Source organism: Shewanella sp. LZH-2 (assembly GCF_016859145.1).
GTDB lineage: Bacteria > Pseudomonadota > Gammaproteobacteria > Enterobacterales > Shewanellaceae > Shewanella > Shewanella xiamenensis.
Window position 1 is genome coordinate 2554146 of sequence record NZ_CP069350.1, and the last position, 13778, is coordinate 2567923.

15 protein-coding genes are annotated in these 13778 nt (G+C 44.7%); 7 read left to right on the top strand and 8 right to left on the bottom strand.

Annotated features, from left to right (window positions below):
- Window positions 1-2: 2 nt before the first annotated feature.
- From brxC to JM642_RS11375, 8 genes are all read right to left on the bottom strand, one after another.
- On the bottom strand, window positions 3-3677 hold the full coding sequence (gene brxC / locus JM642_RS11340) for a BREX system P-loop protein BrxC (RefSeq protein WP_203431812.1): 3675 nt from the start codon (window positions 3675-3677) through the stop codon (window positions 3-5).
- A gap of 10 nt (window positions 3678-3687) precedes the next feature.
- Window positions 3688-4236, bottom strand: a complete 549-nt coding sequence (locus tag JM642_RS11345) for a hypothetical protein (protein WP_203431813.1) — start codon at window positions 4234-4236, stop codon at window positions 3688-3690.
- Window positions 4214-5020, bottom strand: a complete 807-nt coding sequence (locus JM642_RS11350) for a BrxA family protein (RefSeq protein ID WP_203431814.1) — start codon at window positions 5018-5020, stop codon at window positions 4214-4216. The genes JM642_RS11345 and JM642_RS11350 overlap by 23 nt, the downstream gene beginning before the upstream one ends.
- Entirely contained in the window at window positions 5017-5910 is an 894-nt protein-coding gene (locus JM642_RS11355; RefSeq protein ID WP_239000434.1) for a WYL domain-containing protein, read from the bottom strand. Before JM642_RS11355 ends, JM642_RS11350 begins: the two co-directional genes overlap by 4 nt.
- Window positions 5911-6217: 307 nt before the next feature.
- Window positions 6218-6919, bottom strand: a complete 702-nt coding sequence (locus JM642_RS11360; RefSeq protein ID WP_203431815.1) for a hypothetical protein — start codon at window positions 6917-6919, stop codon at window positions 6218-6220.
- Window positions 6916-7935, bottom strand: coding sequence for a WYL domain-containing protein (locus JM642_RS11365; RefSeq protein ID WP_239000435.1), 1020 nt, complete (start codon window positions 7933-7935; stop codon window positions 6916-6918). The genes JM642_RS11360 and JM642_RS11365 overlap by 4 nt, the downstream gene beginning before the upstream one ends.
- Window positions 7936-7984: 49 nt before the next feature.
- Window positions 7985-8941, bottom strand: a complete 957-nt coding sequence (locus JM642_RS11370; RefSeq protein ID WP_203431816.1) for a hypothetical protein — start codon at window positions 8939-8941, stop codon at window positions 7985-7987.
- Between the two features lie 148 nt (window positions 8942-9089).
- Entirely contained in the window at window positions 9090-9299 is a 210-nt protein-coding gene (locus JM642_RS11375) for an AlpA family transcriptional regulator (RefSeq protein WP_239000512.1), read from the bottom strand.
- Between the two features lie 134 nt (window positions 9300-9433).
- Here JM642_RS11375 and radC point away from each other — a divergent pair, with 134 nt between their 5' ends.
- The 7 genes from radC to JM642_RS11410 all read left to right on the top strand — a co-directional run bounded on the left by radC (window position 9434) and on the right by JM642_RS11410 (window position 13586).
- Window positions 9434-9940, top strand: coding sequence for a DNA repair protein RadC (radC, locus tag JM642_RS11380; protein ID WP_239000436.1), 507 nt, complete (start codon window positions 9434-9436; stop codon window positions 9938-9940).
- A 35-nt stretch (window positions 9941-9975) separates the two neighbouring features.
- Complete coding sequence (locus tag JM642_RS11385) at window positions 9976-10338, top strand: hypothetical protein (RefSeq protein WP_071939741.1); 363 nt, start codon at window positions 9976-9978, stop codon at window positions 10336-10338.
- Window positions 10339-10477: 139 nt separating this feature from the next.
- Window positions 10478-10834: a type IV toxin-antitoxin system YeeU family antitoxin gene (locus JM642_RS11390; protein ID WP_203431818.1), complete on the top strand. Its 357-nt coding sequence runs from the start codon at window positions 10478-10480 to the stop codon at window positions 10832-10834.
- A gap of 252 nt (window positions 10835-11086) precedes the next feature.
- On the top strand, window positions 11087-11500 hold the full coding sequence (locus tag JM642_RS11395; protein ID WP_203431819.1) for a DUF2787 domain-containing protein: 414 nt from the start codon (window positions 11087-11089) through the stop codon (window positions 11498-11500).
- Window positions 11501-11693: 193 nt separating this feature from the next.
- The gene (locus tag JM642_RS11400) at window positions 11694-12101 is read left to right on the top strand and encodes a DUF2787 domain-containing protein (RefSeq protein ID WP_203431820.1); all 408 of its coding nucleotides are present in this window, start codon (window positions 11694-11696) and stop codon (window positions 12099-12101) included.
- 108 nt (window positions 12102-12209) lie between these two features.
- The gene (locus JM642_RS11405; protein WP_203431821.1) at window positions 12210-12776 is read left to right on the top strand and encodes a site-specific integrase; all 567 of its coding nucleotides are present in this window, start codon (window positions 12210-12212) and stop codon (window positions 12774-12776) included.
- 87 nt (window positions 12777-12863) lie between these two features.
- A complete protein-coding gene (locus JM642_RS11410) occupies window positions 12864-13586 on the top strand; it encodes a lecithin retinol acyltransferase family protein (protein ID WP_203431822.1) in 723 nt (240 codons plus the stop codon).
- Window positions 13587-13778: the final 192 nt, after the last annotated feature.

The window sequence follows — 13778 nt, forward strand, 5'->3', positions numbered from 1 at the left end:
GCTTACGATCCTTCGTGATTGATAGCGACAGTTAGTTCAATTTCATCGTCAGGTTTGGCGGCGGCAAGTGCCGTTAATTGCTGCGTTAACAAGGCTTTATAGTTTTGCACCGACATACGTTTGCTGGGCAGGTTAAAAGCCACTTGGCGAGGTTGTTTAACCACCAATGGCGGTGGAGCCGGTTTGGGTTCATTGACTTCACCACTGCCGCTAGGAGTAGGTTCGGGTGTAGGCACGACAACAAGTTCTTCCTTAATAAAACCGCTTTGTAATACCAGCAAATCGGTTTCTTTTAATGGCGCTTGCGCGGTGTAATTGAGCGCATCAGACAATGAATAACTGTTGTTAGTACAGGTGATGCTATAAGCAAGAACTGGGTCCGACACAATACGCTTGGTTACATAGGCCTGTAGCTCAGCTAATTTTTGCTGATTTGCCATATTCGGCTGTACAGGGTATTTGCTTAATTCGGCTTTGGCGGCGGTAATTTTTGCCAGTAACTCTTGATAGATTTTACTCATACCTGCAAAGGCTACTTTCATCAGCTTAAAGTAGCCATCTTTGACAATTTGCACCTGCTCTTGCAGCTTGGCAAAATTCTTAACAATATCTTGGCTATATAACAGCTCAAACTCAGTGTGCGCGGCGGTGATATTCACATCCGTCCGATCGGCTTTACTCAGCTCATTTACAACGTCCTGAATAAAACGTTTGAACTCTCTGACTTTGCCAAGATTCGTTTTGATAAATTTTTGCGTTTTTAAGATGTTCTGAATTGCACTGGAAAAATCATCCTGGTTAGTAAGCAGATATTCAACTTTTTCAATGTAATTACTTTCAGTAACTTTGCCGGCATAGCCTTGTAAGACCGCCTTTAACTGCACAACGTTTGGAAACAGTGCAGTAAAATCTAGCACCGTGCTGGTGAGGTTTTGGATAGCGCCGATGAAGTGATCTGCCAGTGCACTAATATTTGATGCAAGCTCAAAGTCGTTGGTGTTCCAATCCACTTTGCGATCAATATGGTCTTGGATATCAAGGCCCAACAAAATTTGCACTGCCTGATTTTTTTGCACTGCAGTTAAGGTATGTGTAATGGATTTAAACGAAGCACCTTTAAACTTGGTGGTGTTGGTAAAGGCATCATGAACGGCTTTATCTTCATGAGTAAAATAAGTATCGCCATTAAACTTCACTGACAACCGGCCAGCTCTAAACATCGCCGCTAAGGCCGAGACCAATGTGCCATAGTTATAACCCCAAGGCGCACCTGAGAGCTCCAATTCCAGTGATTTACCATCGACATGCTTGGATTTAATTTTGGCATTCAGCTCTTCAACAATTTTCAAATGGTCGCCAATAAAATTGCCGTGACTGTCAAAAAACGCAAAGTCGGCGGCAGTAAACAGCTTGCTCAGGCTGTCTTTATGGCTGCTAAATATTTTGCTCACTAAGCTGTCGGATAATTGGCTGGTTAAGCGTTTGGTGTAGATGTTTTTGACCATTTTGCGCTGGTATTCAGCGATAGAGCCTTTAAAGCTATCGATATTCAGTAACAGCTCGTCAAACATGTAAATTAAGGAAGCTTGATGGTAAGCATCTTCGATGAATGAGCGTAACGTACGCTGTTTTTCTTCGCGGATGGTCTCGAACTCACGAATGATCTTGCGTTTATCTGCATCGTTCTCTGTGGAGTATTTCTCCTCCATGTAACCGTACCGCATCACCTCGCCGAGTAATTTATCGATTTGGTAGAAGTTTGCCGTTTGCGGCACCAGCGTAATCTGCTCTTTTTGATACTGCGTGTCTAGCTTGCGTTGTTCAATAAAGTCTTGGCGATTATCACTGATGTTAAACAGGCTAAAAACGCATAATCTGAGATCTTTACTGCCTGATGGCGTCAATTCGTCATCTTGATCCGAAAGAATGCTGAACTTAAATACGTCGTGGCCATCGTTATAGCTTGAGACTGGGGCAAATATCTTCGTTTCTTTGATGTATTTGATGAGCTCACGCTTTTTGCTAAATAGCTCAACATCAATATCATTCATTTCCTGTAGCAGTTTACCTTCCAGATCTGAGGTGATCTTGTAGTTGTTGTTCGAAACCAACAGAACTTTGGCCTCAAGTAATAACTTAAGCGCTTCTTCAATAACAGGTTTAACGGTGTAGTAACTGGTAATATCCGAGATATAGCTTTTGGTGATGTTCTCAACAGTTGCTTGCGCCAGTTCTGAATCGGCAAGTAAATGCATGGTTTTAAGCAGTTTTTCACCGTCAATTGAGCTTCCGCTTTCCTTAAGAATTTTGCGCGCGCTGTCGTATTTATTTACCAATGCGGTCGGTGGCGAGGTCTGCGCTTCAATACAAATGGCATAACCAGGCGTAAAGCTATAAAGCGACGCATCACGCATTTGTTTGCGCAGTACGTCGAAGGTGGTAATGATCATACCGCGGGCGGCGATTTGGGTCGCGACCAGCGCATTTGAACTAAATAAGAACTTTTGCAACAGGTCGAACTGATACTTATGGAAAGGGTAATAGATTGCAAAGTCTTCGGCGGATTCAGTTTTCGTGGGGAACGAGGACCGCAAGTTCGTCGCATCACTGATTAAGCCTTCGTTCTGCTTGTAATAAGCAAGTAGCTGCTGTTTGGCGTTGGCCGTTTTTTGTAATAGACGGCTACGGATAATCACATCAACTTCGGTGGACTCTAAGTGAATTTTGGTTTTAAAGCGGTCAGTAACTTTGGTTAAATTACTGCGACTGACATTGGCATTATTGATAACGCTGTCTAGTTTTTCTTGGGCAATCGCAATAGTCCAGACCTTGCTGCTGATACTGGATAACGCCTCACTGAGCCCTTCTAAATCTAGCAAGGTAAATTTGTTTTGGCTGATAGCTTCGCTTGCTTCGTCAAATACAAATACCAGCGTTTCATCAGGGTTAAACTTTAAATACTTTTCAAGTTCATCCTTTAACTTGCTTGCAGAAAAGGCATCAACCGCTGCGCTGTAAACGTTTTTGGTGTCTTCGTAGTCTGATTCGCTATAACCCATATTGCTAAAAACACTGCGCATGACTTTGGCAACATGGCGGTTGCTACGTTTCAGTTCGTTCCAGTCTTTGCCTTCGAGCTTGAGCACATTGGCTTTGAACTCGTCATACTTGCCATCAAGTAGCAAATCAAATTCCATGTAACCGTAGACATCGTCACGCAAACCTAGGTTTTTCAGCAAATTTGCGAAAAGCGTAAAGGCAAGACCTCGGTCGGTGTTTTGTTTAGCGACATCCAAAAACACCACACGACTATTTACAGAATCTAAATTCCGCACTGCATTTTCAATCAGGCCAGCATCACTAACGCCTTTTAAGCGAGGAATAAACCTGTCTCGTGCTGAAGTACCATGAATCATTGGGTTATCAACGATGTAACCTAACATCTTGCCGAAATACGACTTCCCTGAGCCATAAAAGCCTGAAAGCCAGACACCGGTTTCTTTGATATTTGAAGTAAATTGAGTTGTAAACTCATAAAGATGCCGACCGATACCTTCTGTGACGATATAAGACTCAATTTCTTGCTGAATTTCAGTCTCCGAGCGGTCTTCTAAGTCGATAACGTTTTTAATGTCTTCTTGCAGATCTAACGTTAGTAGTTCACTTATTTTTGTCATGATTTAATCCCTATTTTACTAACGTACAACGGTACTTGGAGGCAGGTTTGAAATTTAAAAAATAGATATTGTCATCGATGATTTTCGATGGATAAAAAAGCACCAGCGGATGTTTTAACTGCATCACGTCTCGATGTTCCATAATATTGACATTTTCGATACCTGTCCCGAATAAACAACCAGTGCGAATCAAAAAAGGAATTTTATCATTGATACTTGCGGCTTTTATCGCCGTGATAATCAAGTCAAATAAATCAGTTTCAGGATCATCTGATTTGAAAACAACATGAGGCGTATTGCTGAAGTCTTTATAATATTGCGCAAATGACTCCCAGCCATCAGCATCAATAAACTGCACCAACAGCTTACTTACATCGATAAACTCAGCCGTCTGCGCGTAAAGCTCTTGCGCTTTTGCTACGTATAGATGCTCTTCATTGGGTACATATGAGAATAAAATACTATTGCCACCATTAGCTTGCCGCCGCAGTTGGTCTTGATTCCTGATGTTGTATTCGAGATCAGCAAATTTCTGCTTATGATCGGCGGTAAAGGGCATCGCATATATCCTTATTGCTATGAATGAAGTCCACATTGAGTGCAACACCATTAAAATCCATACCAACGTAACCTTTTAGGGACAGTTTTTTCAGTCTGTCATGGATATCACTGGTGGAGATAAAGCTTGCGGCTAATAGTGGGTTTTCTAAGATGTTTCTCGAGTTTGGCGAAAAAGCTTTTGAAAAATATAGAAAAATTGTGATGGCTTCTGGTGAAGGCCGGATATGGTTAAACGACTTCACGCGGTTATCAGCAACGAAATCAAACTTAGTCATTAAACTCAGATACTTTGTAGCTAAACGATATATAGTTTCTTCTGACCAATTAGGCTTCGATGGGTCGTCTTTGTCCGAAATATGTTTTATGTAGCCAATAATATCTTCTTTAGAAATTTGCGCCCGGCCAGAAAAGTAGATTTTGGCGAATACATTCACCGTAATCTCTCTGAACAGCCTGTTGTTTAGACAAAAATGCCATAGAAAAGCAAACTTCTTGTCTTGTAGAGGAATGTGGTCCTGAAAAACTTGGCTCACGATATCTTTATGCGCATCGTTGACGAACAGCAGGATCGATTTATTAATGGCCCAGCTGACTTTTGTCCGAGTCTTAGCAGCCCGAATATCAAACTCGTTTTGGTCAGTTATCTTCGCTTCGGTCGAATCAGGATCGGAAAAATGGGCATTGATAATATTAAAAATCAGACTGTAATCTTTGATACCTGCGATATCTTTAATCGAGGTGTTGTATTCATCCTGGGGTTCACTATGGTTTATTTGGTTCATGCTTGTTCTGCTCGCTGATAACCCGGTGCCAGTGTTAAATTCACTACGCCATAGAGTGCACCGAAGTTTTTCAACGCTAAATGATGAGTAATTTGATTCAATTCATGTTTTAATGAACAGTCCACATGCCACTGTCGCAACAAATAGCCAGTAAGGGCCGCTCTAACTTCAACCTTAAGACAGCCATCTACCATCCCATAATCAAGTTCAATCGCTTCACGATGCTTAATGCGTGGGTGAGGCACTAACTCCAGTTCAACAAAACGGTTCCATTGCCGATCTTGGGTTTCTAGTTCAGCCTCAAATAACGTCGAGTCTTCAAGCACAACCGCGGCTTTTATTCGGGTCAGAACAAAGTCTCTGAATGCATTGTGCTTACGGTCGAAAGCTCGAACGTGCCAACGCAGGCCATTGTCCACCAGCGTGTGGGGCATAATGTCACGCGTTGTTTCACCGCTCGATAACGACACATAGGTGATACTCAAGGCTTTGCCTTTGTGTATTGCCTCGGTGACTTTCGCCACTATCGATAAATTCGGCTTATTTAGGTGATAAGGTGCTTCACAGGCTAAAGGTGGGGGGAGCTGGCCAGAAAAACCATCTCCAAACCCTTGGCTTAAGGTGGCTAGGGTTCTGATCACATCAAAATCGAACAGGGATATAAAAGACGCGGCCTTAAGATGTTGCTTACGCTTTTCATCATAAACCACATTTTGCGGGGCAATCTCTTTATAACGGGCAAAGTCTTGGGTCGCTACGGAAGGAGCTATATTGAATCGTTCAACGAGATCTGTTCGACGAGCCTCACCTTTAAACATCAACACAAAATCAATGTGCGCCAGTCGCTCGCGCTGCGCAAGCGTTAAACTTTCCAATGTTAGTTGGGTCAAGGTCTATCCTTAGCATGTTCGCATGGTAGTACAACAAACTGAGAACTGTTATACAGCCTACCGATTTTAAGTAGGCCAATATTACCAACTAGTTTATCCCGCGGCTACTTCTATCGAGTGTGAAATTGTGATTTGAAGCAGAAAGTAAGCTTTCATTGATTTGTTGAAATTTCAATCAAGTATTTATAGGCTTAACTCGATTCATCGAACATTAACAAAACTGAGAACAGTCTAACAATCCATATGCACAACTTGTCTATAAACAGTAAGAGACACTTGAGGACGACAAGTGTCTCTTGATAAACGATTAGCGCGGTTTATATTCGAGTACTCTCTTACGGTTCGGCTTAGCTTTTACTCTCCCGAAATCAGCACTAATGTATGTGAATTTTTCTAAATACTCACAATTCAGTCTTGTTGGCTCCTCCACCAATTCTCCTTCATCATTTTTAGAGAATGCTTGGGCACGGAGAAAACATTTACAGTTACCAACAGAAAACTCAATGACTGAATCATCAATACGACCATCTCTGGCAGTATTTTGTTTATCTAACTGCTTGATCGTTAAAACTAGCTCCAATAGGTACGCATCTTCTGACTCATAGCGTTCTAATTCCTGCAAAAAGTACGCTTCATCCCCCTCTGAAAATAAACATCCACGCTTGCGAACTTCATCTAATGGCATTTCCTCCATCAGGTAGGGATGGCTATGCATATTACCAAGGCGGTAGTAGCCCAGCTGTTCTGCAAGCTGCTCTTTTAAGTCTTCCGCTTCACTTAGGCTTTCAACAGCGCCACTGGCCATTTTGGCGGAAGTATCAACAGAGACAAACTGGATTAAGTTATGATATTCCCCCTTATCCTCATTGATTTCGACGTCACCGTACAGCGAAGCATGAAATTCAATGCCACTGCGCTTTTTGCCTCCATGCTTAATAACAAAGGCTTCGAAGCCATTGAGTAACATTTGGGTCAGAGCATCCTGAGTAACTTCTACAATATGGTTCATTCTTCATCCTTTTTTGAATATAACGCTAGTGCGCTGTCTAATTGCTTAATTATGCTTGCTCTCAAACTTTCTGGTTCCATCACTTCAACATTGGCAGCGTGCGACATAATCCACCAGCGCAGTTGCCAGCTATCAATAACGGTGGCGGTTAACAAACACCATTCAGCATCGATTTTGCTAAGCTGCATATCGTCGCTTAACGGTTGTTCTTCAAGGTGGTCAGCTTGCTGCATCTTTACCCTTGCTTTAAACCTTATTAAACCCGCATAACCTTCACTGGTGAATTGCATGCCACCAGTATCGAGATAGGTTTGCAGGTTAAAATCTCGTTTGGGGTTCGCTTCGCCATAAAGCTCAGCAGCCAGCATGCGATGCATGGCAAACCGGCGCACATCTGTATGCTTCCCAACTGTTGCGAGTAGATACAGCACTTGGCCTAGCAGCACTAATGCTAAAGGAGCTAGTTGGTAAGATTTAGGCCCAGACTGGTGAATGGGTTGATAACTCACTTCAAGCAGCTGTTCGCGTAACACTGCATTTTGTACTCGTTCCAACACCTGTTCATCAATCGCGGGCGGCGAGCTGGAAAGGTCTGGCTCAATACTGGCAAATTTTTGCGACCAATTAGCCAATGTTTTTGACTTCGACAGCGTACTTGCTGCTAGCGTAAATTGCGACTCTAGTCCCTTAAATAACAACTTAGGTAGCAACGACGTCAACGAGCTTTGCACCAGTAGCAGTGAAATACTGTCTGAAAATGAGAGCCCAGTCATCAGCTCAGTACGACTACCACGTTGCCAATACCAGCGCACCTGGTGGCCGTCTCTATCGCATTGCAGTGGGAAAATATCTGCCAAAAATGCAAGATCACGTTGAATAGTCCGCTGCGTCTGGTTTACCCCTTCAGACGTCAAATAATCGCGAAGCTCTTCGGTTGTCTTACGTTCAGCTGTCCTTGAGAGATATTTCAAAATCATCCATTGACGATGGACTGTATTCACCGTTTTACTTGGCACTTTAAACCATCCTTGTTTGTCATCTATCGTTCTCTGTGTCCAAATTTTCTTATATTGGCGTTATCAAAGCCAATTTCCCAAAACATTGCAAGTATTCCGCTTTAGTATGTGAACAACCTATCAAGCCATCACTCGGATACAACTCGTCAAAATAACGCACTAAAGCTTCTCCCTCACACACGCTGAAGAGAGTTCTACTACAGAGAAATAAAAACGCTTCGGGCACAATATGACGCATCAGTTCGAATAGAAACCAAGGGTCAGCATTACGCAGGTATAATTCTTGCACATAACGTTGAAAATAGGGCTCAAAGTAGTCATATGATGCCGGAAAACATAATGGCACTGTTGCCAAAGCTCGAAGAAGAGGACTTTTGGGGTAGTACTCATTTAGCACTGTCGCCGCCATAAATAATTCTGCAAAGTAACAATCAAACTTTCGGTCTCTTTTCGTTCTGAACCGAACTTTACCTTGCGCTAGACCATTTTCTAGTGCCGCAGAAGCGAACCAATCTGCCTCCTGCCAACGACGCTTGTCACCTCGAAAACGGCGGTTAAGCCTTTCACATCGACAGAGGTATTGATCCAACACGGTTTCAGCGGCAGTGATCAATGCTGCAGGGGTGGCATCATTTCCAGCAAAGCTACCATTCTGTATATGACGCTTTAGCGAGATATTATCTTCCAAAAATAAAGTGTACAGTCGCTGTAGTAACGGCTGGGAAAATTTGAAGCATGAGGCCGAATAGATTATGTCTTTTTTCAACCATGCCGCTAAGCCCTGTAAGGGTTTTGACCACGAGATTACAAACAGACGCATTAACAGAAGACTGTCAAAGTACTCGTTTTCAAACTCTTGCGATCTCCAGTCATAAATAGACGAAAAGTCATCACTTTCTTGGAGAAAAATTATCGGATTTTGAGAGATTAACTCCAAACCATCTCGCCCCTTAACAAAATCATTAAAAACGTAATTGAACAACTCATCCCAATACTGACTCATCATAGCGTTTCCCCCTAAATGCCAAATGATGCTGCAACTAAAGCAACATCCTGAGCAATATGATGCTAGCTTTAACGTCAAATGGTGTCGTCAATATCAATTCAAAAGATAAAATTTTGAGTGAAAATTAATGCTACTTTTGCAGCAGATTTTAACAAGATCGGGAACGATTCGAGGCCGCTCCATCCCTCAGCGCGATCCTTTCTAATATCCACTCCTGCACTTCACTTTCACCCCATGCAATAGATCTACGGCCCAATGTCACTGCTTTGGGGAAAATACCTTTATCGACATACTTGTAAATGGTTGAACGGGCTAAGCCTGTAGTTTCAATCACGTCTTTTATTCGAATTAGCTTTATGTTTGGTGTCATGCTGAACTCTTGGTAATGGTTTCATTCCATTAGCTGTGCCAGTAATTTTTAACTTTTCCAAATCTTTTCAGATATATATCACTCCTGTGCATAAGCCCATTAACGCTTTCAAGGAGCCAGAAATGTCAACAAAAGCGATACCCACCAAAGCTGAACCTAACGACTCGATAAATCAGCCGATCAATCAGTGGCCGCAGACTGCCGAAGCGATCCTTGCCTCTGCCGCCAATATCATTGCCGAACGCTATGTGAAGAAGGACGCCTATACCAACCCTCAAGCCACTAAGGATTTTTTAACTTACAAACTGGGCGGTTATGAGCGGGAGGTGTTTGCGGTAATGCTGCTCGATAATCAGCATCAATTACTCGAGTTTAAAGAGTTGTTCTTTGGCACCTTAGATGCCGCCAGTGTTTATCCACGGGAAGTGGTTAAGGTGGTGTTAGCCGTCAATGCGGCAGCGGTGATTTTTGCCCATAACCATCCCTCCGGTGAGTCTGAACCTTCGGCTGCAGATAAGCACATCACTCAACGGTTAACCGATGCATTAGCGCTTATTGATGTGCGCGTGCTTGACCATATTGTGGTAGGCCGCACGCCAGTATCCTTTGCTGAACGAGGCTTACTCTAGCCAGCGTTATGCCTACCATTTTCAAGGAGTCCTTCATGATTGAATTTACTGATAGTTTTTCACAGGCCTGTGTCGCCGAAGCCTGCGCCGCTTTTCCCGAACTGCGTAACCGCTTAGCAGTTGAGCTAATTTTGCCGATGTTTGTGCGGCCACTTAATGCCATGGGCCAAGTGATTGGCAAGCCAGTCGTTGCACCACACCGTGAGCTACATAAAACCGTATTATTTGTTTTTCACCGTGATGTGGTTGAGCACTTGCCCAAGGAGATCAGCTTTTGCCGCTATGTTTGCCCCTGTGATAGTTATGGTGTGCCAACAGGTGAATGGCAGCGTGTGATCAACGGTGTGTACTTCAACCATGGCAGTAATGAACAGCCTAATTGGAGTGTACACACCTAAAGAACGTTACCTGTCATCACCCACTCCACTAGTCGGCTGTATTAACCGCTCTTACTAGCACTGGTATTTATCACTGCTCTCGCTAGTCAGCTAATGAGCCCCCTACTCCCTAAAGGTCTTTTCAACCATTGAGGTTACTATGACAACCCTAAAACTTTTCGATATTGAGCACGCCTGGGGCTTGCCCCGTAAAGTGTCTCCCCGCTTTGGTGCGAGGCTAATTTTGCGTGCTCTGCACTTGGATTATCTCCATGACCGCGCCAGTTATGTCGGTGAATTTCCACCCGCAATTAAACAACAATTTGTCGAGGCCTTTCCGGCCATGATTAAACAGCTTGAGCGGCTGGTAGCCACCGGCAAGATTGATGCCACAGAGCAGCACTGCGTGAGCATTGAACACGCTGGCTTTACCTGTGAGGCCGACACATTAGGCAGCCATGGCTATTTGTATATTGCGATTTATCAAACCGAAACTAAACCAAAGCTAAGCCACTGAGCCACTGACCACCAGCAACTTCGTCCTGCCTCGATAACCCGTTCATTATCGTAAGCCAGTACTAATCCGTTAAACATAACCACCAAACTTTAATCTCCCAGCTCAAAAACCTTAGCAAGTAGCCCTTAGCGACTCACATTAAACCGCTTAGCCAACACTCGTTCTATTAACCAAACCGCATAGACAGCAAAAGCCAAGGCGTGACTGCGCCTTGGCTTTTGCGTATGCCCGTTTTTAAATAAGGAATATCCCATGACATTAACCATCAAGCGTAACCAACTGCCAGCGATGCCCGATCGTTTTTACCAAGTGATTGAAAAGGAACTTGCCAACGTCGATCCCAAAGACGCCAACGCCATCACCCTTAATTTTCGAGACCCAGACTACAGCGCCGAAGCGGGTGGCTTTCATCCCGTCGAAGTCAGGCTTGAGAAACAACAAGATCACTGGCGTTTAGTCTACGTCACCGACTTTGCTTTGCGCGGTCATCCCTTCCCTGAACTGGTTAAAGATATCGATATCTGCTTTAACAGCAAGCAGGTCTATAGCCTGTTTAGCGGCTGGATTGGGGAGCGGGAGTCACAGGGGCTGATTAAGTTGTTCAGCGATAACTTTGTCAGTTACTACCAGATGGAAGTCTATCAAGTAGAAGTGAGCTTGGATTAACTAGCCTCACCGTCATTTCACGCGAGCATCCTAATCCTATCTATCGGTTTCAGTTCTATCGCAATCAAAGAGCTAAACCCATCACACCCGCGCCCTTGTAACCTAAATCATTACGGCAAGCCTCTGTCGTTATCCACAACCTACCCTGCCCGCAACGCCAGTCGTTCGCGGGATTTTTGTTTAGGAGTCCACCATGAAAATACACCGCGAAACCATCCTGCCACTGCCAGAGCCCTTTTATGAAGTGTTAGAACGACAACTGGCCGCACTCAATAACCCCGACCTCAACATCATCACCTTTAACTACCGCGATCCCGAGTACAGCTATGAGAACGGCGGTTATCACCCCGTCGAAATCAACCTCTACCGCCAAGGTGATTGCTGGTATCTAAATTACTTCACTGACTTTGCTTACTGCGGCGGGCCCTTCCCTGAGCTTGAGAAAGAAATGGAAGTGCTGTTTCAGGAGAAACAGGTCTACAACAGCTTCTTTGGCCGTTGCTACCTCGAGCACGCCGACAGCCTGGTACGAGTGTTACTGGAGAACTTCTGTAACTACATCGAGATGGAGGTGTACCAGGTTCAGATCAGCGCCGACTGAACTTGGTGCCCACAAAGGTATTTTGGGCACCAAGCAACGTAGGCCCCATGCGGGTTTGCAATGTACTGGTGCCCACATTCATCACATAGCTAATTGAGGGAACCAAGCATGAACGAAGTCGAGGCGGTCAAGAACCGCGACACCATCAAGCTTATCAGTTACCTGCTCGAACGTCACTTTGGTGAGCAGATGGCCGATGTCTGGAATATCGGCCTTAACCTGGCCCTTAGGATCTCTGACTTACTGGCGATCAAGTTCAGCGATATCGACGGCGACCGCTTAAGCATCATCGAGCAGAAGACCGGTAAACGCGCCAGCATCAAGCTCAATCCTAAGACACTGGCGTTGATTGAGGCGATTCATCAACGCCACCCTGAGCATATCTACCTGTTTCAATCCCACCGCTCGAGCCAAGCCAAAGACCAGCAGGCCCCCGCCAAACCACTGACACGGCGCGCCGTCGCCAAAGCGTTTGCCTTTGTCGGTGAGGATATCAAGTTAGCCCTAGGGACCCACTCGATGCGTAAAACCCGCGGCTATCACCTGTATCAAGCCTGCAAAGACATTGGCCGGGTGATGCGCATGCTGCGGCATCAATCGGAAGCGGTCACCCTGCGCTACATCGGCATTACTCAGCAGCAAATCGATAAGGACTTTGTCGAGCTGGAAATCTGAGTCAATCAGCACGTCCATTTCGTCCTATTCAACCCATTAGCAGATGCGACCTAGGGGTATCTGCGTTGTTTTCTTGGAGTACATACCATGTATACATTTCATCCCGGTGATCATCTGGTCACCAATATTGATCCGCTTGGCTTAACCGAACACCACGGCCTTTATGTGGGCCATGGAAATATTATTCACTTATCTAAACAGGGCATCATCGAAGAAATCGACCTGCAGCAATTTGCTGGTGGCCAAAGTATCAGAGTGAAAAAGTCCACGCTGTTTCCCCATCAGGCCATTGAGCTAGCGCGCAGTCAACGGGGTCACAGCCCATACGACGTTGCTACCAATAATTGCGAGCACTTCGTCAATGAATGCTTAGCGGGGAGCAGCACCTCCAATCAAGTGAGTAATCTTACCCACATTGCGCTGCAAGGCTCTGCCAGAGCAGGCTTACTGGGGAGCACTGCGTCAATGCTGGCCTCGAGGACTGTCGCAAACGTCGTGTTAGCCTCTACCGCCATCAAAATGACCGGTGAATACCTAGGGCTACCCGATAACGTCAACACGCTACTAGGCACTCCTGGAGATCTTGTGGCTAAACCTGCCGAATGCCTAGTAAAAGGCACCACGCAAACTCTAGGTGAAACTTATACTTGCTTAAGCCAAGGAGAGATTACAGATGCGGGGATCAAACTCGTCACCGGCAGTGTAGAAACCGGCTTAAACATCGTGTTGACGACAGCAGAAGTGGGCATCAATGGCGTAAAAGCTGGTGCTGGGCTGATAGCCGATACATGGCATTGGCTTAAGTCTTAATACTTCAGCTACGGTATTGAGTGCTAAGTCCCCCATTAGCCAAACCCTATAAACGAAGCGGCATGCCGCCGCTATCGTTTTCCTCCCTCTTGCTTTTATACTAAAGATTAGCGTGATGACGGCGTAACAGGTTTGCCCAGTTAAGTGATACAAACTATCTTCTATCATCCTTGAGCTTATGGCGTTGCTCAT